The sequence below is a fragment of the Cytobacillus kochii genome, from assembly GCF_044790165.1.
GTDB lineage: Bacteria > Bacillota > Bacilli > Bacillales > Cytobacillaceae > Cytobacillus > Cytobacillus kochii.
Genome location: NZ_CP085254.1, coordinates 4,270,574 through 4,293,560, shown reverse-complemented (window position 1 = coordinate 4,293,560; position 22,987 = coordinate 4,270,574). Strand labels below are relative to the sequence as shown.

The 22,987-nt window shown below is 40.0% G+C and carries 24 protein-coding genes; all 24 read left to right on the top strand.

Annotated features, from left to right (window positions below; translation table 11 throughout):
* Window positions 1-122: 122 nt before the first annotated feature.
* The gene (glyA, locus tag LG276_RS21905) at window positions 123-1,364 is read left to right on the top strand and encodes a serine hydroxymethyltransferase (protein ID WP_095371582.1); all 1,242 of its coding nucleotides are present in this window, start codon (window positions 123-125) and stop codon (window positions 1,362-1,364) included.
* 210 nt (window positions 1,365-1,574) lie between these two features.
* On the top strand, window positions 1,575-2,204 hold the full coding sequence (gene upp / locus LG276_RS21900; protein ID WP_095371583.1) for a uracil phosphoribosyltransferase: 630 nt from the start codon (window positions 1,575-1,577) through the stop codon (window positions 2,202-2,204).
* A 145-nt stretch (window positions 2,205-2,349) separates the two neighbouring features.
* On the top strand, window positions 2,350-3,504 hold the full coding sequence (gene wecB / locus LG276_RS21895; protein ID WP_341058084.1) for a non-hydrolyzing UDP-N-acetylglucosamine 2-epimerase: 1,155 nt from the start codon (window positions 2,350-2,352) through the stop codon (window positions 3,502-3,504).
* Window positions 3,505-3,799: 295 nt separating this feature from the next.
* On the top strand, window positions 3,800-6,046 hold the full coding sequence (locus tag LG276_RS21890) for a S8 family serine peptidase (RefSeq protein ID WP_404292894.1): 2,247 nt from the start codon (window positions 3,800-3,802) through the stop codon (window positions 6,044-6,046).
* 313 nt (window positions 6,047-6,359) lie between these two features.
* On the top strand, window positions 6,360-6,581 hold the full coding sequence (locus LG276_RS21885; protein WP_404292892.1) for an AtpZ/AtpI family protein: 222 nt from the start codon (window positions 6,360-6,362) through the stop codon (window positions 6,579-6,581).
* Window positions 6,582-6,587: 6 nt separating this feature from the next.
* Complete coding sequence (locus LG276_RS21880) at window positions 6,588-6,977, top strand: ATP synthase subunit I (protein ID WP_095371587.1); 390 nt, start codon at window positions 6,588-6,590, stop codon at window positions 6,975-6,977.
* A 7-nt stretch (window positions 6,978-6,984) separates the two neighbouring features.
* Window positions 6,985-7,695, top strand: coding sequence for a F0F1 ATP synthase subunit A (gene atpB / locus LG276_RS21875; RefSeq protein WP_341058076.1), 711 nt, complete (start codon window positions 6,985-6,987; stop codon window positions 7,693-7,695).
* A gap of 79 nt (window positions 7,696-7,774) precedes the next feature.
* Window positions 7,775-7,987 (top strand): F0F1 ATP synthase subunit C, encoded by a 213-nt coding sequence (gene atpE, locus LG276_RS21870; protein WP_095371589.1) that lies wholly within the window; start codon window positions 7,775-7,777, stop codon window positions 7,985-7,987.
* Window positions 7,988-8,118: 131 nt separating this feature from the next.
* Complete coding sequence (locus tag LG276_RS21865; RefSeq protein WP_404292890.1) at window positions 8,119-8,637, top strand: F0F1 ATP synthase subunit B; 519 nt, start codon at window positions 8,119-8,121, stop codon at window positions 8,635-8,637.
* On the top strand, window positions 8,634-9,170 hold the full coding sequence (locus tag LG276_RS21860) for a F0F1 ATP synthase subunit delta (protein WP_224936756.1): 537 nt from the start codon (window positions 8,634-8,636) through the stop codon (window positions 9,168-9,170). Before LG276_RS21865 ends, LG276_RS21860 begins: the two co-directional genes overlap by 4 nt.
* A gap of 24 nt (window positions 9,171-9,194) precedes the next feature.
* Window positions 9,195-10,703, top strand: coding sequence for a F0F1 ATP synthase subunit alpha (gene atpA / locus LG276_RS21855; protein WP_095371592.1), 1,509 nt, complete (start codon window positions 9,195-9,197; stop codon window positions 10,701-10,703).
* A gap of 146 nt (window positions 10,704-10,849) precedes the next feature.
* The gene (locus LG276_RS21850) at window positions 10,850-11,710 is read left to right on the top strand and encodes a F0F1 ATP synthase subunit gamma (protein ID WP_224936755.1); all 861 of its coding nucleotides are present in this window, start codon (window positions 10,850-10,852) and stop codon (window positions 11,708-11,710) included.
* Between the two features lie 32 nt (window positions 11,711-11,742).
* Entirely contained in the window at window positions 11,743-13,164 is a 1,422-nt protein-coding gene (gene atpD, locus LG276_RS21845) for a F0F1 ATP synthase subunit beta (protein WP_224936754.1), read from the top strand.
* Window positions 13,165-13,186: 22 nt separating this feature from the next.
* A complete protein-coding gene (locus tag LG276_RS21840; protein ID WP_224936753.1) occupies window positions 13,187-13,594 on the top strand; it encodes a F0F1 ATP synthase subunit epsilon in 408 nt (135 codons plus the stop codon).
* Window positions 13,595-14,036: 442 nt separating this feature from the next.
* A complete protein-coding gene (locus tag LG276_RS21835) occupies window positions 14,037-14,411 on the top strand; it encodes an NADH-quinone oxidoreductase subunit A (RefSeq protein WP_095371596.1) in 375 nt (124 codons plus the stop codon).
* Window positions 14,402-14,914, top strand: a complete 513-nt coding sequence (locus LG276_RS21830; RefSeq protein WP_157733862.1) for an NADH-quinone oxidoreductase subunit B family protein — start codon at window positions 14,402-14,404, stop codon at window positions 14,912-14,914. Before LG276_RS21835 ends, LG276_RS21830 begins: the two co-directional genes overlap by 10 nt.
* Before the next feature lies 1 nt (window position 14,915).
* Window positions 14,916-16,205 carry an NADH-quinone oxidoreductase subunit C gene (locus LG276_RS21825; RefSeq protein WP_404292888.1) on the top strand — a complete coding sequence of 430 codons (1,290 nt, stop codon included), beginning with the start codon at window positions 14,916-14,918 and terminating at the stop codon, window positions 16,203-16,205.
* 6 nt (window positions 16,206-16,211) lie between these two features.
* Window positions 16,212-17,312, top strand: a complete 1,101-nt coding sequence (locus tag LG276_RS21820; protein WP_404292886.1) for an NADH-quinone oxidoreductase subunit D — start codon at window positions 16,212-16,214, stop codon at window positions 17,310-17,312.
* Window positions 17,312-18,319 (top strand): NADH-quinone oxidoreductase subunit NuoH, encoded by a 1,008-nt coding sequence (gene nuoH / locus LG276_RS21815; protein ID WP_095371600.1) that lies wholly within the window; start codon window positions 17,312-17,314, stop codon window positions 18,317-18,319. Before LG276_RS21820 ends, nuoH begins: the two co-directional genes overlap by 1 nt.
* A gap of 15 nt (window positions 18,320-18,334) precedes the next feature.
* On the top strand, window positions 18,335-18,754 hold the full coding sequence (gene nuoI, locus LG276_RS21810) for an NADH-quinone oxidoreductase subunit NuoI (protein ID WP_224936750.1): 420 nt from the start codon (window positions 18,335-18,337) through the stop codon (window positions 18,752-18,754).
* Window positions 18,751-19,266, top strand: coding sequence for an NADH-quinone oxidoreductase subunit J (locus tag LG276_RS21805; RefSeq protein WP_251162308.1), 516 nt, complete (start codon window positions 18,751-18,753; stop codon window positions 19,264-19,266). The genes nuoI and LG276_RS21805 overlap by 4 nt, the downstream gene beginning before the upstream one ends.
* The gene (gene nuoK, locus LG276_RS21800; RefSeq protein WP_095371603.1) at window positions 19,259-19,573 is read left to right on the top strand and encodes an NADH-quinone oxidoreductase subunit NuoK; all 315 of its coding nucleotides are present in this window, start codon (window positions 19,259-19,261) and stop codon (window positions 19,571-19,573) included. Before LG276_RS21805 ends, nuoK begins: the two co-directional genes overlap by 8 nt.
* A 48-nt stretch (window positions 19,574-19,621) precedes the next feature.
* Complete coding sequence (gene nuoL / locus LG276_RS21795) at window positions 19,622-21,487, top strand: NADH-quinone oxidoreductase subunit L (RefSeq protein WP_224936748.1); 1,866 nt, start codon at window positions 19,622-19,624, stop codon at window positions 21,485-21,487.
* Window positions 21,487-22,980: a NuoM family protein gene (locus LG276_RS21790; protein ID WP_289434861.1), complete on the top strand. Its 1,494-nt coding sequence runs from the start codon at window positions 21,487-21,489 to the stop codon at window positions 22,978-22,980. Before nuoL ends, LG276_RS21790 begins: the two co-directional genes overlap by 1 nt.
* Window positions 22,981-22,987 lie beyond the last annotated feature (7 nt).

Sequence of the window (22,987 nt, the reverse complement as noted above, 5' to 3'; positions counted from 1 at the left end):
TTTCTCTCAATAAACAGTAAGCTTGCCTGTATCCTCCCGAAAAAACATGATAGAATAAAGGAGAATTTTCATAATAGCTATTCATTTTTGATAGTGTGGTAGAGATAAGGGAGGATTATTGTATGAAGCATTTAGCGCAGCAGGACGAGCAAGTTTTCAAATCAATTCAAGATGAATTAGGACGTCAAAGAAGTAAGATTGAATTAATCGCTTCAGAGAACTTTGTGTCAGAGGCGGTAATGGAGGCACAAGGATCTGTTCTCACGAATAAATATGCTGAAGGGTATCCTGGTCGTCGTTACTATGGTGGCTGTGAGCATGTAGATGTAGTGGAAGATTTAGCTAGAGATCGTGCGAAGCAAATCTTTGGAGCCGAGCATGCGAATGTTCAGCCTCATTCAGGTGCGCAAGCAAACATGGCAGTGTACTTCACGATTTTAGAACAAGGTGATACTGTCCTTGGTATGAATCTATCCCACGGTGGCCACTTAACGCACGGGAGTCCTGTAAACTTTAGTGGTGTCCAATATAATTTCGTTGAATATGGTGTAGACGAAACATCTCATACCATCAATTACGATGATGTATTAGCAAAAGCGAAAGAGCATAAACCGAAGCTAATTGTAGCAGGTGCAAGTGCGTATCCTCGTGTAATTGACTTCAAGCGTTTCCGTGAAATTGCAGATGAGGTTGGCGCTTATTTAATGGTCGATATGGCTCATATTGCGGGCTTAGTGGCAGCTGGTCTTCACCCTAATCCAGTACCATACGCTGATTTCGTAACAACAACAACTCATAAAACATTAAGAGGTCCACGTGGTGGTATGATTCTTTGCAAAGAAGAATTTGCGAAAAAAATCGACAAATCGATTTTCCCAGGTATTCAAGGTGGTCCATTAATGCATGTCATTGCCGCTAAAGCTGTAGCTTTCGGAGAGGCATTAGAAGATAGCTTTAAAGAATATGCGGAAAGCATTATCACAAATGCTAAGCATTTAGCAGAGTCACTTAAAAAAGAAGGCATCGACTTAGTATCTGGTGGAACAGATAACCATCTTTTACTTGTAGATGTTCGTTCATTAGGTTTAACAGGTAAAGTAGCAGAAAAAGTACTTGATGAAGTAGGTATTACTGTTAATAAAAATACAATTCCATTTGATCCAGAAAGCCCATTTGTGACAAGTGGGATACGTATTGGTACAGCTGCAGTTACTTCTCGTGGATTTGCAAAGAACGATATGGAAGAGATTGCTTCTATTATCGCGTTCACGTTGAAAAATGCGGAAGACGAAGAAAAGTTAGCTGAAGCTTCACAACGAGTCGAAGCATTAACAAGCAAATTTATTTTATATCCAGAAAGATAATCATCTAGTTTATCCAGCCTTCTCTTGAGGGCTGGATTTTTGTTAAGTTATGCCAACTATAACGAATGTTCTAAAAGCATCTTCAACATTTTCTTTTCTTCCAATGGCAATAAATGTTTCTATGTCAAGAATCGTAGTTGCCCCACAAACATTTTTTCTGTAAAATAGTACGAAGTGTGATTTGTACAATCAGTAAAAGGAGAGATATTTATGGCAAAAGTATATGTTTTCGATCATCCATTAATCCAACATAAGCTTACATACATTCGTGAAAAAAATACAGGTACGAAAGAATTCCGTGAACTCGTTGATGAAGTATCAACTTTGATGGCATTCGAAATCACGAGAGATATGCCTTTAGAAGAAATTGAAATAGATACACCGGTTCAAAAAACAAATTCAAAAGTGCTTTCTGGAAAGAAAATGGGAATTGTACCAATTTTACGTGCGGGTATTGGGATGGTAGACGGTATTTTGAAATTAATCCCTGCAGCTAAAGTAGGACATGTTGGCCTATATCGTGATCCAGAGACTTTAAAGCCAGTTGAGTACTATGCAAAATTCCCTGGTGATATTGAAGAGCGTGATTTCATTGTTGTTGATCCAATGCTTGCAACAGGCGGATCTGCAATTGAAGCAATCAATTCTTTGAAAAAACGCGGAGGAAAAAGCATTAAATTCATGTGTTTAATTGCTGCACCTGAAGGGGTAGAAGCATTAAAAGAAGCCCATCCAGATGTGGATATATATATCGCTGCATTAGATGAAATGTTAAACGAAAAAGGCTACATCGTTCCTGGTCTTGGGGATGCGGGAGATCGTTTATTCGGTACGAAATAATAAAATAAAGTTAATTATAGAAAATGAGCCCGTCCTTGGACGGGCTTTTTTACAAGAAGTGGATCTGATAAAGATCTGTTCGACAGCTGTTTGTCGGAAGGTGAGTGCAACCAGCACTTCTTTTAGAAAGGTGGACGAGTGTTTTATGCAAAGACCGATTAAGGTAATGAGTATATTTGGAACAAGACCTGAAGCGATAAAGATGGCACCGCTTATTCTTGAGCTCAACAAGCACCCACAAGACTTTCATTCTATCGTTACAGTGACTGCTCAACATCGAGAAATGCTTGATCAGGTGCTTAGGATTTTTCAAATAGAACCGGATTTTGATTTAAATATTATGAAAGCAAGACAAACGTTAGTAGAAGTGACAAACCGTGTATTGTCTGGTTTAGATGAAGTAATGAAAGAGGTTGAACCAGACATTGTTCTTGTTCATGGGGATACAACAACATCATTTGCGGCCAGTTTAGCAGCTTTTTATAACGGGATTACTGTCGGTCACGTGGAGGCAGGCTTACGCACTTGGAACAAATTTTCTCCTTACCCAGAAGAAATGAATCGTCAGCTGACAGGTGTAATCAGTGATCTTCATTTCTCGCCAACAGAGAAATCGGCCGATAATCTATTGCGGGAAAATAAATCTGCAGAGCAAATATTCATTACGGGTAATACGGCGATTGATGCGTTAAAAACAACAGTTCGACCGGAATATCAGCATGAGATTTTAGAGAAAATTGGTGACGATCGCTTAATCTTGATGACAGCCCATCGCAGGGAAAATCTTGGCGAGCCGATGAGACATATGTTTAAAGCGATCAAAAAAATTGTCGAAACGCATGAAGATGTACAATTAGTATACCCTGTTCACCTAAACCCTGCTGTAAGAGAAGTCGCGAATGAAATTTTACAAGGGCATCCTCGGATTCATTTGATTGAACCACTAGGAATGATCGACTTTCATAATTTTTCCTCGCGTGCCCATTTAATTTTAACTGATTCAGGTGGTGTACAAGAAGAAGCACCATCGCTAGGAGTGCCTGTGTTAGTGTTGCGTGATACAACAGAACGCCCTGAAGGTATTCAAGCAGGTACATTGAAACTCGTTGGTACAGATGAGGAAGTTATCTATGCAAACGCTCATGAACTATTAACTAGTAAACAGGCGTACGATATGATGTCGAAAGCTTCTAATCCATACGGGGATGGTCACGCTTCTGAAAGAATTGCAGAGGCCATTAGGTATTATTTTCGTGAAGGTTTAAAGAGGCCAGCTCCATTTAATCCCTTAATATCATAACGCTATTTTCGTAACGGATGTAGCTTTTAACTACTTATGGCACTTGATTCTTTTCATTGTGCACTAGACACTCGCTTTTTCGCGAAGATCATATAAGCATCCTCGGGTTTTGCCTGCACGGTAACTCGAGGATTTCTGCTCCATTCCACATTGGTTTTAAACAGCCTGTAATAAAAAAGGTGATTGCCTAAGTTTAAAAAAGGTATTCACCTTTTTTATTTGCGCTTCCCATTAAATTCCGTAGTATAGGGAGGCAAGAAATCGAAGACGCTAACATAAAAAAGGAGGCGTCGTAATGAAGAAAAATCTATTTATTCTCGTTATTATTCTTTTTCTTTTTCCTTGTACGTTAGGTATGAGCGCATCTTCATCTCAACTAATAGTGCCTTCCTTGGATGAAATTCAAACAGAAGAACAAGTAGCTATCATCGTTTATAGTGATGACGCTGACTTACAAGTAGAAAAGGAGAAGCTTAAAGCACAAGGTGTCGCAATAAGATACATATTTAACTATGCCCTCAAAGGATTTTCAGTTGAAGCAACAAATGATAAGTTAGCACAAATAGAAGGGAATCAACCAATTCATCACCTTACGACCGTACAAAATTATACTGTGCAAGCAGAGAATGACAATATTCAGCTGATTGGTGGAGAAGCCATTAGAGGATATTTTGATGATGATAATCACCGCCTCACTGGAGAAGGTGTTAAGGTTGGCGTCATTGATACGGGAATTGATTATCGTCACCCAGATTTACGCATTAGTTATAGTGGTGGGAAAGACCTCGTGGACCAAGATGACGATCCGATGGAAACAGTGAATATGGGACGGTTGGATACATTGCACGGCACCCATGTGGCAGGTATCATTGCAGCCAACGGAAAAGTAAAAGGTGTAGCACCAAAAGCTGAGATTATTGCCTATCGTGCTTTAGGCCCAGGAGGAAGCGGGACGACAGAGCAAGTGTTACAAGCAATAGAACAAGCAATGAAAGATAAAGTAGATGTCATTAATCTTTCATTGGGAAATAATGTGAACGGACCTGATCTCCCTATTAGTCTTGCTTTAAATAAGGCAGTCGATAGTGGAATTGTTGCTGTTACATCATCGGGTAATTCAGGGCCTGGCATATGGAGTGTTGGCTCACCGGGTACGGCTGCCAAAGCGATATCTGTAGGAGCTTCTACCCCTACATTAAAAGTACCTTATTTACATATTGGTAAAAAAGAAATGAAGTTGTATCCACTGCAAGGAACGATTCCGTGGGATTTAAACAAATCATTTGAGTTATATAACGGTGGCATTGGGAAAGAGGAGCAATTAAAAGGGGCTAATGGAAAAGTAGTTATTGTTGAGAGAGGGGAATTAACTTTTACGGAAAAAAGTAAGAATGCCAAGGAAGCAGGAGCAATTGCTTTGCTCATTTACAATAATACACCGGGCTCCTTCATGGGCAATTTAGAAGAGCTGTTAGATATCCCGGTTGTGTCCTTAACGAAGGCAGATGGGGAAGAGATTAATCAAGAGCTTTCACAAGCTAAAAGATTATATGGACAAACAGTGATAAAGGAAGAAAAAGACATCTTAGCTGAATTTAGCTCAAGGGGTCCTGTGACTTCTACTTGGGAAATAAAGCCCGATGTGGTTGCCCCAGGAGTAGCCATTAATAGTACGGTACCTGGTGGGTACACACCATTACAAGGAACAAGTATGGCAGCGCCTCATGTGGCGGGGGCAGCCGCTTTGTTAATACAGGCTCATCCTGATTGGCGACCTGAACAAGTAAAAGCAGCACTCATGAATACGGCCTTATCTATGGTGAATGAAGATGGTACACCTTACCGGACCTTTGAACAAGGTGCGGGCCGGATTCAATTGAAGGAAGCATTAATGACATCCACATTGATCTATCCATCGTCCATACAGTTTGGTAAGTTTAAGTTATCAGAACAACATCATGACCATGTAGCAAAAATTACGGTAGAAAATACAACCGATGAAAAGCAGTCCTATGCTTTTGAAATCCCGAAAAAACAAAAGGGGATTGAATGGCGTCTACCATTATCATTTATGCTTGAGCCTAAGGAGAAGAAAACCATTCGTTTACATATGATCGTTAATCCGAAAGAACTCACTGAAAAACTGGCAGACGGTACGATTCGATTGAATAGTAATAAGCAAACGATTCAGCTTCCTTATTTATACGTATTGGAAGAACCGGATTATCCCCGTGTCATGGGCTTTAGTTTTGGTAAAGGTGATAGTAAGAAAACGTATCGCTATGAAGTATATTTACCAGGTGGAGCTGAAGAGTTTGGGATTGCTTTATTCGATTCAACTTCATTAACTTTTATAGGCATGCTCGATTGGAAGAAAGATGTAAAGAAAGGCCAGGTAGAAGAGGATTTATTCATAAGCGATTTACCACAACCTGGTTTGTATATTGCAAAAGTATTTGCTCGCAAATCTGGACAAGAAGATTGGATAGAGACCCGTTTATTCATTGGGGCTAATGGTGAATTAGAAATGATAGGGAATTAAGTAGTATAAAATTATTATAATTGAAAAACAATTGGCAAAAATAACGCATAAATTTTCTGAATTTGCAAGAAAAATCTAGTGAAGATTTTATGAAAAAAGTGTGAACATCCATATTTTGCCCAAAAGAGAACTGGCGAAATTCCCATTAAACGCATTGACATTGACATGCCCCTATTGTATGCTTACAAAGGGTATTATTGATAAGGTTTTCATGAGCAGATTTTATAGTTTTATATCATATGAAATTGACGATTTAACATACTGCTTTCCTCAGAAAACCTCTTACCATTCTCGACTGAGAGGATGCGTTTTAATGCGTCATAATGACCGTCGCCCTTTTAAAGCGATGGCACTCATGTCCGCCATTCTTTCCCAATTAGTAGGCGCCATCCTTCTAGGTATTTTTGCTGGAAGATGGTTCGATCGGTTACTAGAGACCGAACCACTGTTTCTAATAATCGGTTTATTACTAGGTTTGACCGTGGGCATTTATGCCATGCTTCGTTTAATCCAACAATTTTTTTCAGGAGAATAAACAAATATGCCGGAAATACAAGAAAGATTCAGTAGACAACGTAAATACATGCTTTTCTTGTTGTCGTTCTTTGTACTCGGCTGGGGCTTTACGTCTTATCAATCTATCTTTCTTGGCCTGATTTTGGGAACCGTTCTCAGCTTCTTTAATCTTTGGTTAATTGTAAGGAAGATGATTCAGTTCCGAGAAGCAGTAGAGAAAGAGCAAAAGGTGCGTTCACTAGGAACAATGTCGCGAATGGCATCTGCCGCTTTGGCAGTTATCATCGCACTGGAGTATCCAGCGTATTTTCACCTTATAAGTGTAGTGTTGGGATTAATGACGTCCTATTTAGTCATTATGATAGATTTTTTTCTTCAATCTTTTCATTTACGTAAAAAGCGGGAAGAGAGGTGAATAATTTATGGATCATGGAGCTCCATTGAGAGAATTTATGGGGTTAAACTTCAACTTATCTAATATTCTGATGATAACAGTAGCAAGTGCGATAGTTTTCTTAATTGCTGTCATTTCAACTCGTCGTTTAGCAATGAAGCCGACAGGCATGCAAAACTTTTTTGAATGGGTGATGGACTTCGTTAAGAACATCATCAACAGCAACATGGCATGGAAAGATGGTGGTAGATTCCACGTGCTTGGAATCACACTCATCATGTACGTATTTGTATCGAACATGCTAGGACTTCCATTTGCAGTCACCTATAACCACGAGCTATGGTGGAAATCACCAACAGCTGATCCGGTCGTAACGCTTACACTAGCAGCGATGGTGGTAGGTCTTTCACATTATTATGGTGTGAGAGTGAAGGGTCTGAAAGAATATGGGAAAGATTTCTTCAAGCCAATGTGGTTTATGTTCCCATTGAAAATCATTGAAGAGTTTGCCAACACATTAACACTTGGTTTGCGTCTTTACGGTAATATTTATGCAGGGGAAATCCTACTGACATTACTTGCAGGATCACTTGCAACAGGGTTCTTAGGAACGGCTGTAGCAGTATTACCAACATTATTATGGATGGGATTCTCCGTATTTATCGGTGCTATCCAAGCATTTATTTTCTGTATGTTAACAATGGTTTATATGTCTCACAAAGTGAGTCACGACCATTAATATATACCTGTTCATTACATGAACAAAACATGTTTGTTAAAAATAATTATATTCCAAAATTTTAAGGAGGAAACAAATAATGGGTCTTATAGCAGCAGCAATCGCAATCGGTTTAGCAGCACTTGGTGCAGGTATTGGTAACGGATTAATCGTTTCAAAAACAGTTGAAGGTATGGCACGTCAACCAGAAGCTCGTGGTATGCTTCAAACTACTATGTTCATCGGGGTAGCGTTAGTTGAGGCGATTCCGATCATCGGCGTAGTTATCGCATTCATGGTTATCGGTGGCTAATTTTTTGTATTTGTAAAATGGCGAAGATCATCACAAGTGGACCTTCGCCTTTCCTTTATGTGAAAATCAATCGAATGACTTTAAAATAGTTTGACCTTAAGTGAACGTCTCTTGAAGGGAGTGAATCGAGGGTGTTATTAGATAGTTATGTATTAGGTGCATCTGGCGGCTTTAATGGTGGCGACATCGTATTCCAATTGATTATGTTCATCATTTTGTTAGCTTTAATTAAAAAGTTTGCATGGGGCCCACTTATGGGAATCATGAACCAACGTGAAGAACATATCGCTGGTGAAATTGAAGCAGCAGAAGCAAGTCGTGTAGAGGCGAAGAAATTACTAGAAGAGCAAAAAGTTCTATTAAAAGAAGCGCGTACAGAAGCGCAAACGTTAATTGAAAGCGCGAAAAAGCAAGGTGAAGCGCAACGCGAAGAGATAATTGTTGCGGCACGTGCTGAAGGCGATCGTTTGAAAAATTCTGCAAAACTTGAAATCGAGCAGCAAAAAGAACAAGCTGTATCAGCTATTCGTGAACAAGTTGCTTCATTATCTGTCCTAGTTGCTTCGAAAGTTATTGAGAAGGAATTAAGTGCAGCCGATCAAGAAAAACTAATTAACGAATATATTCAAGAGGCAGGCGAGAAGCAATGACGAGCTCAATAGTGGCAAAACGTTACGCGTTAGCTCTATTCCAGCTTGCGAATGAACATCAGCTTCTTGACCAAATGGAAGATGAGCTTCGTGCAGTGAAAGACGTAGTGAATCATGACTCTGAATTTAAAGCAGTGCTAAAGACTCCTAAGCTCTCTATTCAAAAAAAGAAAGAGATCGTAAAAGAAGCTTTTGCATCTGTTAACACATATGTGATAAACACTTTACTCATCATGGTGGAGCGTCATCGTGAAGATGAAATCACAGGTATGGTCGAGCATTTCTTAGACCTATCTGATGAGCAAAAAGGAATTGCTGAAGCGAAAGTTTACTCTGTTCGTCCTTTAACTGATGAAGAGAGAAGCGCTTTATCTGCAACATTTGCAGCTAAAGTGGGCAAGCAATCCCTTCGTATAGAAAATATCGTTGATTCAAATTTATTGGGCGGTGTCAAGCTTCGCATAGGAAACAAGATTTTCGATGGCAGCTTACGTGGCAAGCTAGATAGACTTGAGCGACAATTGTTAGGCTAAGATTCGTAGATAGGGGTGAAACTCATGAGCATCAAAGCTGAAGAAATCAGTGCGCTGATAAAAAAGCAAATTGAAGGTTATCAGTCGGAAATTCAAGTGAGTGATGTCGGTACAGTTATCTCAGTAGGTGATGGTATCGCGCGTGTTCATGGTTTAGATAACGCCATGGCTGGCGAACTTGTTGAATTTTCGAATGGCGTTATGGGTATGGCGCAAAACCTTGAAGAAAGTAACGTCGGTATTGTTATTTTAGGACCATTCACAGAGATCAAAGAAGGCGATGAAGTACGCCGCACAGGACGCATCATGGAGGTACCAGTAGGTGAAGAACTTATTGGCCGTGTTGTAAACCCTCTTGGACACCCTGTTGATGGAATGGGACCAATCAATACAACAAAAACTCGTCCGATTGAAGGACCGGCTCCAGGTGTTATGGATCGTAAATCTGTACATGAGCCATTACAAACAGGTATTAAAGCGATTGACGCATTAGTGCCAATCGGTCGTGGTCAACGTGAGTTAATCATCGGTGACCGTCAAACAGGTAAAACATCTGTTGCAATCGACACCATTTTAAACCAAGCTGACCAAGATATGATTTGTATCTATGTTGCAATTGGTCAAAAAGAATCAACTGTACGTAATGCTGTTGAAACATTACGTAAAACAGGTGCACTAGATTACACGATTGTTGTAACTGCATCTGCATCTCAACCAGCTCCATTACTTTACTTAGCACCATACGCTGGGGTAGCAATGGGTGAAGAGTTCATGTATAACGGTAAACATGTACTAGTTGTTTATGATGACTTAACAAAACAAGCATCTGCTTACCGTGAACTTTCATTATTATTACGTCGTCCTCCAGGTCGTGAAGCATATCCAGGGGATGTATTCTACTTGCACAGCCGTCTTTTAGAGCGTGCAGCTAAACTAAGTGACGCAAAAGGTGCCGGTTCAATCACTGCGCTACCTTTCATTGAAACACAAGCAGGTGACGTTTCTGCCTATATTCCAACAAACGTTATTTCTATCACTGACGGACAAATCTTCCTTCAGTCTGACCTATTCTTCTCTGGTGTTCGTCCAGCGATTAACGCAGGTCTTTCTGTATCACGTGTTGGTGGTTCTGCACAAATCAAGGCAATGAAAAAAGTAGCTGGTACATTACGTCTAGACCTTGCTTCATTCCGTGAACTTGAATCATTCTCTCAATTTGGTTCAGATTTAGATGCAGCAACACAAGCGAAGTTAAACCGTGGTGCTCGTACAGTTGAGGTTCTTAAACAAGACCTTAATAAACCACTTAAAGTAGAAAAGCAAGTTGCGATTCTTTATGCGTTAACTCGTGGTTTCCTTGATGATATTCCAGTTGAAGATATCCGTCGTTTTGAAGAAGAATATCTTACTTGGTTAGATCAAAATCATAAAGAATTGCTTGACCATATCGCTACAACTCAAGGTCTTCCGGCTGATGAAGATATGGCAGCTGCAATTAACGAATTCAAGAAAACGTTTGTGGTTTCTGAATAATCATTGCAGAGTTAGACAGGATGGGATTGTTGTCCCTTCCTGCCTTTTCATGCATTGTTTTTACAGGATCTAATGATATATAAGGGTTGGGACAGCCTATGCGCTAACCAATCAAACACACTTAAGTATAAGGGTGGTGAGAACCTGTGGCATCATTACGTGATATAAAGAACCGAATCAATTCTACGAAGAAAACAAGTCAAATTACTAAAGCTATGCAGATGGTATCAGCTTCAAAGATGACTCGTGCGGAAATGAATGCAAAAGCATTTGTACCTTATATGGAAAAAATCCAAGAGGTAACAGCTTCTATTGCACTTGGTAGTGCAGATGCATCACATCCAATGTTAGTGAGCCGTCCGGTTAAGAAAACGGGTTATGTCGTCATTACATCTGACCGTGGACTAGCTGGGGCATTTAACAGTAGAGTTCTAAAAGCCGTTAACCAAACAATTCAACAAAGACATAAGTCTAATGATGAGTTTGCGATAATAGCGATTGGTAGAATGGCCGTTGATTTCTTCAAAGGAAAAGGGATGAATGTAATCGTCGATATCGTCGGCGTAGCAGACCAGCCATCATTTGCTGAAATCAAAGACTTAACAACTAAAACGGTTGGTATGTTCTCTGATGAAACATATGATGAGCTATACATTTATTACAATCACTATGTCAGCGCAATTACTCAAGAAGTAACATCGAAAAAAATCTTACCACTAACAGACATTTCTAGTGGATCAGACCAGTTAACTTCGTATGAATTTGAGCCTTCCGCTGAAGAAATTTTGAAAGTATTGCTACCTCAGTATGCTGAAAGCTTAATCTATGGTGCATTATTAGATAGTAAAGCTAGTGAGCATGCCGCGCGTATGACAGCGATGAAGAATGCTACGGATAATGCGAAAGATCTAATCAATGCATTAGACTTAAGCTATAACCGTGCGCGTCAGGCTGCAATTACTCAAGAGATTACTGAAATTGTCGGTGGAGCAGCTGCTCTAGAATAATTAAATAGCATTTCTTATTAGGAGGGAAAAAGATGAACAAAGGACGCGTTCTTCAAGTTATGGGTCCGGTTGTTGACGTAAAGTTCGAAAACGGTCAATTACCAGCAATCTATAACGCATTGCAAATTGATAACACTTCGCGTAACGAATCTGAAGTTGGAATCAACTTAACCCTTGAAGTTGCCCTTCATTTAGGTGATGACACTGTACGTACAATTGCTATGTCTTCAACAGATGGTTTACAACGTGGAACTGAAGTATTAGATACAGGTGCAGCCATCTCTGTACCAGTAGGTGATATCACTCTTGGTCGTGTATTTAACGTACTAGGTGATACAATTGACCTGGATCCAGCCATTACGGGTGATGCTCGTCGTGACTCTATTCATAGAGAAGCACCTACATTCGAAAAACTTTCTACAGAAGTAGAAATTCTTGAAACAGGAATTAAAGTAGTAGACTTACTTGCTCCTTACATCAAAGGTGGTAAAATCGGTCTATTCGGTGGTGCCGGTGTTGGTAAAACCGTTTTAATTCAAGAGTTAATCAATAACATCGCTCAAGAGCACGGTGGTATTTCTGTATTCGCTGGTGTTGGTGAGCGTACACGTGAAGGTAATGACCTTTACTATGAAATGACTGACTCAGGCGTTATTAAGAAAACAGCAATGGTATTCGGACAAATGAATGAGCCGCCTGGAGCACGTATGCGTGTTGCCCTAACTGGTTTAACAATGGCTGAATATTTCCGTGATGAGCAAGGACAAGACGTTCTTTTCTTCATGGATAACATCTTCCGTTTCACGCAAGCAGGTTCTGAGGTATCTGCCCTACTTGGTCGTATGCCATCTGCCGTTGGTTACCAACCAACACTTGCTACTGAAATGGGTAAATTACAAGAACGTATCACTTCAACGAATGTTGGATCTGTTACATCAATCCAAGCGATTTATGTACCTGCCGATGACTATACTGACCCGGCTCCAGCAACAACTTTCGCTCACTTAGATGCGACAACAAACTTAGAGCGTAAATTATCTGAAATGGGTATTTACCCTGCCGTGGATCCATTAGCATCTACATCACGTGCACTTTCACCTGAAACAGTTGGTGAAGAGCATTATGAAGTAGCTCGTACTGTACAACAAACATTACAACGTTACAGAGAGCTTCAAGATATTATCGCGATCCTAGGTATGGATGAGCTTGGAGACGAAGATAAGCTTATCGTTGAACGTGCGCGTCGTATCCAATTCTTCTTATCTCAAAACTTCCACGTAGCAGAGCAATTTACAGGCCAACCAGGTTCTTATGTTCCTGTAAAAGAAACTGTTAAAGGATTTAAAGAAATCCTTGAAGGTAAATATGACCACCTACCAGAAGATGCTTTCCGTCTAGTTGGTCGTATTGAAGAAGTAATTGAAGCTGCTAAAAAAATGGGCGTAGAGGTATAATTTAGGACCAGGAGGGTAAAAAATGAAGACGATTAAAGTCAGTGTTGTTACTCCCGATGGCCCGGTGTATGAATCCGATGTGGAAATGGTAAGTACCAAAGCTGAAAGTGGAGAGCTAGGTATTTTAGCAGGTCACGTCCCTATGGTTGCACCGTTACAAATTGGAGCTGTCCGTCTAAAGAAAGAAAATCAATCTGATTTGGTTGCTGTTAGCGGTGGTTTCCTCGAAGTACGTCCGGACCAAGTAACGATTTTAGCGCAATCTGCGGAACAAGCGACTGATATCGATCTTGATCGTGCCAAACGTGCAAAAGATCGTGCAGAACAACGTTTGAATGAAACAAAGCGTGAAAACGTCGACTTCAAACGTGCAGAACTTGCACTAAAACGTGCGATGAATCGTATCAATGTTTCGGAGAGAAATATATAATCATCACGAACACGAGCCAAAATGCTGCTGCTGAAGCAGGATTTGGCTCGTGTTTTTTTATGTACGAATTAGTGCGACTAAATATTAAATCCCTTCATGTGATGAAATCCCTTTGGTTTGAGGATTTCTTAAAAGAGTCTAAAATCAGTTCTCAACCCTGTTTCCGTCGTTCATCATTGACACAAAGCTATATTCGAACGATTTTCTCCCAACTCTATCCATCATTCACATTCTCATTTCAAGATAACAAAAGCAACAATCAATCATTTTTTCAAATAAGATTGAGTAAAAAAGATATATCCTAAACAACTTGTCATATAAATGAGTAAGGACAGGTGGAATTGATCTTTGGATTATCGACAGAATATGGCAGGAATGTTATAATGTATCCGATTACATTTTAAAAATTATGAATAGTTTTATTATTGCAGGGGGGATGATATTGGAATTATGGCATCTGTATCAAAATAATTATTTGATAGTCCTTTCTTTTATAATTATCGGTGTGCTATTACCATTAGTTGCTCTATTTTTCGGGAAATTATTGCGACCATATCAACCAAATGAGAATAAGTATACTACTTATGAAAGTGGAATTGATCCCTTTCAAGACTCAAGGGTACAATTCACGGTTCGTTATTACATGTTTGCTCTTCTTTTCGTCATTTTTGATGTGGAGACTGTGTTTTTATATCCATGGGCCGTAGCATATGAAAAATTAGGCATATTTGCTTTAATAGAGATGCTGATTTTCGTGTTTATGTTAGTGATAGGTTTAATATATGCTTGGAAAAAGAAGGTGCTGAAATGGATTTAAAATTAGACCAAATGAGTGAAAAAGAAATGGCTGAAATTCAGCGTAATATATTCATGTCTACATTAGAGCAGCTAAAAGGATGGGCTAGAAGTAATTCATTATGGCCGATGACGTTTGGGCTCGCCTGTTGTGCCATTGAAATGATGGGTGTAGGTTCTTCTCACTATGATCTCGATCGTTTTGGCTCTTTTTTCCGCACTTCTCCACGACAATCTGATGTCATGATTGTATCTGGTACCGTCACGAAAAAAATGGCTCCAGTCATTAGGCGGCTTTACGATCAAATGCCTGAACCGAAGTGGGTGATTGCCATGGGCTCTTGTGCGACTGCAGGTGGTCCATATGTTTATTCTTATTCTGTTGTAAAAGGGGTAGACCAAGTGGTCCCAGTTGATGTGTACATACCTGGTTGTCCACCTAATCCTGCAGCACTCATTTACGGTGTCAATAAGTTAAAGGCAAAAATCCGTTATGAGGCGAAAACAGGAAAGCGGGTGATCTGACTTGGATGAAAAAGATAAAGAGCGGTTAAAAAAGGAAGCAGCGGAAAAAGCAAGAGCAGCTGCACAAAGAAAACGGGAAGAGAGGGAAAAGAAAAAAGAAGAACCGCATGACTCAGTATCGGAAGTGAACCAAACAAAAGATGATGTTACATCCAATCAAGATCTAGAAAAACAAAAAGCAGCGGCCGCCGCTAAGGCAAAAGCAGCCGCAATAGCAAAGAAAAAAGCAAAAGAAGCAGAAGGAACAGAAACAGAGCCAACCTCCAATCAAGATCTAGAAAAACAAAAGGCAGCGGCCGCCGCCAAGGCAAAAGCAGCCGCAATAGCAAAGAAAAAAGCAAAAGAAGCAGAAGGAACAGAAACAGAGCCAACCTCCAATCAAGATCTAGAAAAACAAAAGGCAGCGGCCGCCGCCAAGGCAAAAGCAGTCGCATTAGCAAAGAAAAAAGCAAAAGAAGCAGAAGGAACAGAAACAGAGCCAACCTCCAAACAAGATCTAGAAAAACAAAAGGCAGCGGCCGCCGCCAAGGCAAAAGCAGCCACAATAGCAAAGAAAAAAGCAAAAGAGACAGAAGGAACAGAAACAGATTCAACATCAAACCAAGACTTAGAAAAACAAAAGGCAATCGCTATTGCCAAAGCAAAAGCAGCCGCTGCAGCGAAACGAAAGGCAAAGAACGCGAATGAAAGTGGCGATTCAGAGAAGGCTAAAGCGATCGCAGCCGCTAAAGCCAAGGCAGCTGCAGCAGCAAAGGCAAGAGGGAAAACAACTCAAGCAAAAGAAACAGAAGAGCCAGAACCTATCACACCATCACCTCAACAACCAATCTTAGATCGTTACCTCAACATTGTAAAAGAACACTACAAAGATGATATTTTAGAAGATTCCTATATTAATCGTATGAGCAAGCATGTGCCAACTATTGTTGTTAAGCTAGAACATTACTATTCCCTTGCCTTGTTATTCAAACAACATAGCGGTCTTCATTTTGAATTTTTATCAGAACTACATGGAACTGATTTTGAAACATATATGGAGATTTATGTTCATTTATACTCCTTTAAAAATAATCAGTCTGTCGCTTTGAAAGTGAAAATGGATCGTGAAAATCCAAGGGTTGATTCTATTGCATCTATATGGCCAGGTGCGAACTGGCCAGAGTGTGAAGCATATGACCTCCTTGGTATTCAATTTACCAACCACCCTGACCTACATCGCATTATGCTTGGGGAAGATTGGGTTGGTCATCCTCTCCGCAAGGATTATGAACCTTATGATGTGGAGGTGTAAAAGGCAATGATTAGAACAGAAGAGATGTTATTAAATGTGGGACCACAGCATCCCAGTACACATGGCGTTTTTCGTCTTGTTATCAAAATAGATGGAGAAATGATTATTGATGCCAAACCAGTCATCGGTTATCTCCATAGAGGAACAGAAAAAATAGCTGAAAACCTGCAATATACACAAATTATTCCCTATACAGATCGCTTAGATTACTTGGCCGCGATGACAAATAATTATGTGCTTTGCCATGCAGTTGAAACGATGATGGAGCTAGACATTCCTGAACGAGCGGAATACCTTCGCATCATCACGATGGAACTCGGTAGAATTGCTAGTCATCTTGTTTGGTGGGGTACATATTTGCTTGATTTAGGGGCGACAAGTCCATTTTTATACGCTTTTAGAGAAAGAGAAATGATCATTAATTTATTAAATGAAATCTCAGGTGGCCGTCTGACATTTAATTATATGAGAGTAGGCGGAGTGAAGTGGGATGCACCAGACGGTTGGATAGAAAAAGTGAAGGCGTTTATTCCTTACATGAGAGAGCAGTTATCGGGTTACGGAGATCTCGTAACCGGGAATGAAATTTTCCTTAATCGTGTAAAGGGTATCGGTCAATACACAAAAGAAGAGGCAATGGACTATTCCTTAAGCGGAGCCAATTTACGTTGTACTGGGCTTGCTTGGGATTTACGGAAAAGTGAACCTTATTCCATTTACGACCGTTTTTCTTTTGAAATATGTACAGCAGATACAGGTGATGCATGGGGAAGGTACCAAGTGCGTATCCAGGAAATAGAACAAAGTTTACGGATACTCGAGCAAGCAGTGGAGCAATTCCCTGAAACAGGTGAAGTCATGGGTAAGGTTCCTAAAGTCATTAAACCGCCTAAAGGAGAAGCATTTGTACGCATTGAGTCTCCTCGAGGAGAGATCGGTTGTTATATTGCCAGTGAAGGTAAGAAAGAGCCATATCGTCTGAAATTTAGGCGGCCGTCTTTTTATAATCTGCAAATCTTACCGAAGTTACTAGTTGGACAGAATATGGCTAATTTAATCGCGATCCTTGGCGCAATTGATATCGTGCTTGGGGAGGTGGACGGATAATGATTGAAGGATTATTAACCTCTGAAGCGACATGGCTCCATTTCTTCATTTATTTTGCATTAACGGTTCTGCTGTTATTTATTGTTCTAGGCTTTGTCACTTATGCCATTTTAGCAGAAAGAAAGGTTATGGGCTTTATGCAATTGCGGCATGGGCCTAACCAAGTAGGAGGAAGATGGGGGCTATTACAAACAGTTGCGGATGTCTTGAAACTACTGATTAAGGAAGATGCCATTCCGCGAGCAGCAGATAAACCATTATTTATTCTTGCGCCGTTAATTGCTTTTACACCTGCTTTTATGGTTTTAGCAATCATTCCATTCACTGATCGATTTCAATTCGCTGATATCGGTGTTGGTTTGCTTTATTATATTGCTGTCTCTGGTATTACGACTGTCGGAGTTGTGACCGCAGGGTGGGCTTCGAATAATAAATATGCATTAATGGGGGCAATGAGGGCAGCCGCACAGATGATATCATATGAAATTCCACTAGTTATGTCGGTCATTGGTGTCATTCTCCTGACAGGAAGTATGAATTTAAATGATATTGTGTTAGCACAAGAAAATGGCTGGTATATTCTTTGGCAACCGATTGCCTTTATCGTCTTCTTTATTGCAGCAGTAGCTGAATTGAATCGGGTGCCGTTTGATTTGGCTGAAGCGGAGTCGGAACTTGTTGCAGGTTATTTTGTTGAGTATACCGGTTTTCGTTGGGCGTTCTTTATGTTAGCTGAGTATGTGTATATGTTCGCAATGTCAGCGTTAATAACTGTCGTCTTTTTAGGTGGTTGGCTACCATTACCCTATTTAGGGTTTATACCGGGAGCCGTTTGGTTTGCGCTTAAATTTATGGTTGTTATCTTTCTGCTTATTTGGTTCCGTGTTACTTTCCCAAGGATACGTGCCGACCAACTAATGGAATTCGGCTGGAAGGTATTATTGCCAGTAGCAATTGCGAATATCTTCCTCACTGCATTATTAAAAGAATGGATCAATCTATTTTAAAGGGGTGACAAAGGTATGTTTGGATTAGCAAAAGGATTGAAATACACGTTGAAAAATATGACGCGCAAGAAACTAACCTATGATTATCCTAATGAACCCTTACCACTTCCCGATCGCTTTAGGGGAATTCAAAAATTTTACCCAGAAAAATGCATCGTCTGTAATCAATGTGCCAATATATGTCCGACAGATTGCATTACACTCACGGGGAAAAAGCATCCCGATTCAAGTAAGCGGGGGAAAATTATTGATACGTATGATATAAATTTCGAAATTTGTATTCTATGTGATTTATGTACGGAAGTTTGTCCTACTGAGGCAATCATTATGACAAATCAGTTTGAACTCGCAGAATATAGTCGTGATGAATTATTTAAAGATCTTGTGTGGTTGGATGAAAATGATACCCAATTACGAAAGGAGAATAAGGCATGAGCGGCGAGTTTTTCATATTTATTGTTTTATCACTCATCGCTATAGGCGGTGGGATCATGATGATCAACTTAACGAAGGTTGTTCATATGGTCGTCGCTCTCGTCTTTACTTTCATTAGTATTGCTGGCATTTACGTCATGCTTTCTGCAGAATTTATTGCAGTAGTTCAAATCCTCATCTATTCAGGTGCAATCACAATTATGATGCTTTTTGGCATTATGTTAACGCGTCATAATGACAAGAACGAGACGAGTGGAGGAGGCTTTAGAAAATTTCTCATCTTTCTTGCCATCCTTGGGTTCGGGCTCGTCTTCTACTTAGGTATATACCAACTTGAACTAGGGGAACCATCCACTTCATTGCATGAAAATAATACAGAGCAAATAGGGATTGCCCTTTATTCGAAATATATTATTCCTTTTGAATTAACTTCGGTTATTTTACTCGTCGCTCTTATTGGTGCGATAGTGTTAGCGAAACGGGATGATGAGGAGGGGGAAGAACGTGAGTAGTGTGCCGTTATCTGCCTATTTAACACTAGCCATTATCCTCTTTTGTATCGGATTATACGGGGCATTAACGAAGAAGAATACTGTCATTGTACTTATTGCCATTGAATTAATGTTAAATGCGGTTAATATTAACCTCGTTGCTTTTAGTAAGTATGGCATGATGCCTTCAATAGATGGTCAAATATTTGCCCTTTTTGCCATTGCAGTTGCTGCGGCTGAAGCGGCAGTTGGGCTCGCTATCCTCATAGCTATCTATCGAAACCGTAAATCCGTCAATGTAGATGATTACAACTCTTTGAAAAATTAGCTTGAATGAACATACGTCATTCGTATGAATAAAAGGGGACATGAAGAAATGATGGAGATTGCATGGATCATACCGCTTTTTCCGCTTTTCTCCTTCTTAGTGCTACTTATTTTTGGAAGGAAGTGGCGGAGAGGGCAAATTGATTTCGCAGTAATTCTTTCCTTGGTTAGTTTTATATGTGCCTTACTGGTTTTATTTGCGCGTTTCACACAGGAAAATGTAAAGGTAGAGTTCATATGGCTAACCATAGGGGAGACTCAATTGACTGCAGGCTTTGAGGTCAATCAATTAAATGCCCTAATGCTTGTCATTGTTTCGCTCGTTAGCTTCCTCGTACATATGTATTCAAAGGCATACATGGAGGGAGATGAGCGCATAACAGTATTTTTCTCCTACTTAGGACTATTCACCTTTGCGATGCTTGGACTTGTTCTTTCTCCCAATCTATTACAAACATATATATTCTGGGAGCTTGTGGGCGTTGGGTCATTTCTATTAATCGGTTTTTATTTTTATAAAGAAGAGGCAAAAGTAGCTGCCAAGAAAGCATTTATCATGACGAGAATTGGTGATGTCGGCCTTCTCATTGGTATGATTCTTCTCTTTTGGCAAGTAGGGAGCTTTGAGTATGATGAGATTTTTGCTGCTATCTCAGCGGGTGATCTATCAGAAACGATGGCTACCTTAACAGCTATTCTTATCTTTATCGGAGCCGTTGGGAAGTCTGGTCAGTTCCCGTTGCATTCGTGGTTACCTGATGCGATGGAAGGACCTACGCCTGTATCGGCATTAATCCATGCTGCCACAATGGTAGCAGCTGGTGTTTACCTTGTAGCAGCGCTTTATCCGTTATTCGCCTATAGTGAGGTGGCCATGCTTACCATAGCTATTGTGGGTGGTTTTACCGCCATTTTTGCTGCAACGATTGGGATGACCCAAAAAGATATTAAAAGAGCATTAGCGTATTCTACTGTAAGTCAGCTAGGTTATATGATGCTTGCATTAGGGGTGGGAGGTTACGTGGCAGGTGTTTTCCATTTAACAACACACGCCTTTTTTAAGGCACTATTGTTTTTAGCTGCTGGTAGTGTCATCCATGCTGTTCATACCCAAGATATTGAGAAAATGGGTGGCTTATGGAAGAAGATGAAATGGACTGCGCCATTCTTTCTAATCGGGACAATGGCGATTAGTGGAGTACCTTTATTATCAGGGTTTTTTAGTAAAGAAGAAATATTAGTGTCTGCCTGGGTGAGTGGTCATTACTTATTATTCACACTTGCAATCGTTGCTGCTTTCTTCACTGCATTTTACATGTTCCGCCTATTTTTCTTAGTATTTGGTGGAGAAGAAAAGAAAGAGCATTCAATGGTCAAAGAATCATCCAATTGGATGACTGTTCCCATGCTGGTTCTTGCTTTGTTAGCGATTGTTGCTGGTTATATACAAACCCCTTGGTTCGGAACATTTTTAGGAGATTGGTTAACAACGGGCATAGCTGCAAATGTACATGGTCATCTCGATGGTCCGCTTTGGGTGATGATTGTAGCCACGGTTGTAGCATTCTTAGGTATCTTGCTTGCTTGGTTAATGTATAGTAAGAAAGTGATTTCCCGAGATTGGTTTACATCAAGAGCTCCTTATACGTATCAGCTGGTAGTAAATAAATATTATATCGATGAAGTGTATCAGTATATCTTTGTTAAAGGTAGCCGCTTCGTAAGTCAAGTACTACATTTCGTGGAGGTTTATTTGATTGAAGGTCTCATTTCTCTCGTAACCATCACAATTAGACAGTTGAGCATGCTTGGTTCAAAGTTCCAAAATGGGCAGACTCAATTGTATGGGACGGTTGCTTTTGTTGGGTTAGCCATTCTGATTGTAGTGTTTGCATTGACAGGAGGTGGCTTATAGTGGGATTTCCGTTTATATTGAGCATTATTGTATTTGCGCCCCTTCTCGGTCTCTTATTATTAACACTGGTTGCAAAAACGAAGGAGAAAACGATTAAAACAGTCGCTATACTTAGTACCCTTCCTTCTCTTTTTCTATCAATCTACTTAATTATCTCATCTAAGATGGGTGTAGAATTAGTTAGTTATTCTGGGAAATTAAGTTGGATGCAATTTGGTAATCCCGAAGTGTTTGGCAAATTATACAGTATTGATTATGAATTAGGAGTAGACGGTTTTTCTCTTACTCTATTGTTATTAACTGCCTTACTCTCTACGTTAGCCGCTTTTGCTTCATTTCAGATCAAAGCAGGGTGGAAAGGATATTACATGCTATTTCTATTATTAGAAGTTGGCATGCTCGGGGTGTTTGCTGCTGAGAACTTAGTTTTATTCTTTATCTTTTTTGAAGTGACATTAGTGGCAACCTTCTTTTTAATAGGTAAATGGGGGCTATATGAAAAAGAACGAACAGCCTTCTCTTTGCTCATTTATAACGGGATTGGGTCAGCAATCCTTTTAGTTGTCATCATGGTATTGTTTGCCAAAACAGGTACAGCGAATATCGAGGCCTTAATGTCTATTTTAAGTGCGGATGATGGAACGGTTTTTTCGCCAAAAGTGAAAACAGGCTTGTTGCTTGCCTTATTCATTGCCTTTGGGATTAAGCTTCCTATTTGGCCGTTTCACAGCTGGATGGTTAAGGTTCATTCTGAAGCGCCAGCAGCAATTGTCATGCTTCATGCAGGTGTACTATTGAAAATTGGCGCCTATGGTCTCATCCATTTTGGTTTAGGTTTCTTTCCTAACCAGTTTCAATCGCTCACTTTATGGCTGGGGATACTCGGTGTAATCAACTTGCTTTATGGTGCATTTTTAGCATTATCCCAACAAGAACTGAGAAAAATTTTAGCTTACTCATCGATTTCACATATGGGTATCGTGCTTATCGGTTTGGCTGCATTAAATGAAGCGGGGATACAAGGAGCGATGTTTCAAGTGGTCTCACATGGGTTAATTGCCGCCTTATTCTTCTATCTTATCGGCATCTTTTACGAGAGATATCAATCTAGTTCCATGGATGATTTAAATGGGCTAGCGAAAACAATGCCAATCGCTTCAGGTTTTTTGTTAGTAGCAGGTCTCGCCTCATTAGGTTTACCCGGTATGTCAGGGTTTGTCGCGGAATTTCTCGTGTTCCTAGGTCTATTTCAAGAATGGCCAGTGCTTGCAGTAATCGCATGTTTAGGCATTATATTGACGGCTGTATATATATTACGAGCAGTGCTAGGGATTACTTTTGGCCAACAAGAGAAGGCGAAAAGGGTAAGAGATATGACGCCATTAGAGATTTGGCCAGCAATTATTTTGCTTTTGTGTATTGTTGGTATTGGTGTTTATCCGGATATTATCAGTTCAACTTTAAAATCAATCATCATTGGATTAGGGGGGTGAAATAAAA

What these genes read in the sequence shown, in the direction of transcription:
- nuoL (WP_224936748.1), top strand. Translation starts at nt 19,622, where the DNA reads ATGATGGAGATTGCATGGATCATACCGCTTTTTCCGCTTTTCTCCTTC.
- LG276_RS21830 (WP_157733862.1), top strand. Translation starts at nt 14,402, where the DNA reads ATGGATTTAAAATTAGACCAAATGAGTGAAAAAGAAATGGCTGAAATT.
- LG276_RS21890 (WP_404292894.1), top strand. Translation starts at nt 3,800, where the DNA reads ATGAAGAAAAATCTATTTATTCTCGTTATTATTCTTTTTCTTTTTCCT.
- atpB (WP_341058076.1), top strand. Translation starts at nt 6,985, where the DNA reads ATGGATCATGGAGCTCCATTGAGAGAATTTATGGGGTTAAACTTCAAC.
- LG276_RS21880 (WP_095371587.1), top strand. Translation starts at nt 6,588, where the DNA reads ATGCCGGAAATACAAGAAAGATTCAGTAGACAACGTAAATACATGCTT.
- LG276_RS21820 (WP_404292886.1), top strand. Translation starts at nt 16,212, where the DNA reads ATGATTAGAACAGAAGAGATGTTATTAAATGTGGGACCACAGCATCCC.
- LG276_RS21840 (WP_224936753.1), top strand. Translation starts at nt 13,187, where the DNA reads ATGAAGACGATTAAAGTCAGTGTTGTTACTCCCGATGGCCCGGTGTAT.
- nuoH (WP_095371600.1), top strand. Translation starts at nt 17,312, where the DNA reads ATGATTGAAGGATTATTAACCTCTGAAGCGACATGGCTCCATTTCTTC.
- nuoI (WP_224936750.1), top strand. Translation starts at nt 18,335, where the DNA reads ATGTTTGGATTAGCAAAAGGATTGAAATACACGTTGAAAAATATGACG.
- LG276_RS21885 (WP_404292892.1), top strand. Translation starts at nt 6,360, where the DNA reads ATGCGTCATAATGACCGTCGCCCTTTTAAAGCGATGGCACTCATGTCC.
- LG276_RS21860 (WP_224936756.1), top strand. Translation starts at nt 8,634, where the DNA reads ATGACGAGCTCAATAGTGGCAAAACGTTACGCGTTAGCTCTATTCCAG.
- wecB (WP_341058084.1), top strand. Translation starts at nt 2,350, where the DNA reads ATGCAAAGACCGATTAAGGTAATGAGTATATTTGGAACAAGACCTGAA.
- atpA (WP_095371592.1), top strand. Translation starts at nt 9,195, where the DNA reads ATGAGCATCAAAGCTGAAGAAATCAGTGCGCTGATAAAAAAGCAAATT.
- LG276_RS21805 (WP_251162308.1), top strand. Translation starts at nt 18,751, where the DNA reads ATGAGCGGCGAGTTTTTCATATTTATTGTTTTATCACTCATCGCTATA.
- glyA (WP_095371582.1), top strand. Translation starts at nt 123, where the DNA reads ATGAAGCATTTAGCGCAGCAGGACGAGCAAGTTTTCAAATCAATTCAA.
- atpD (WP_224936754.1), top strand. Translation starts at nt 11,743, where the DNA reads ATGAACAAAGGACGCGTTCTTCAAGTTATGGGTCCGGTTGTTGACGTA.
- atpE (WP_095371589.1), top strand. Translation starts at nt 7,775, where the DNA reads ATGGGTCTTATAGCAGCAGCAATCGCAATCGGTTTAGCAGCACTTGGT.
- upp (WP_095371583.1), top strand. Translation starts at nt 1,575, where the DNA reads ATGGCAAAAGTATATGTTTTCGATCATCCATTAATCCAACATAAGCTT.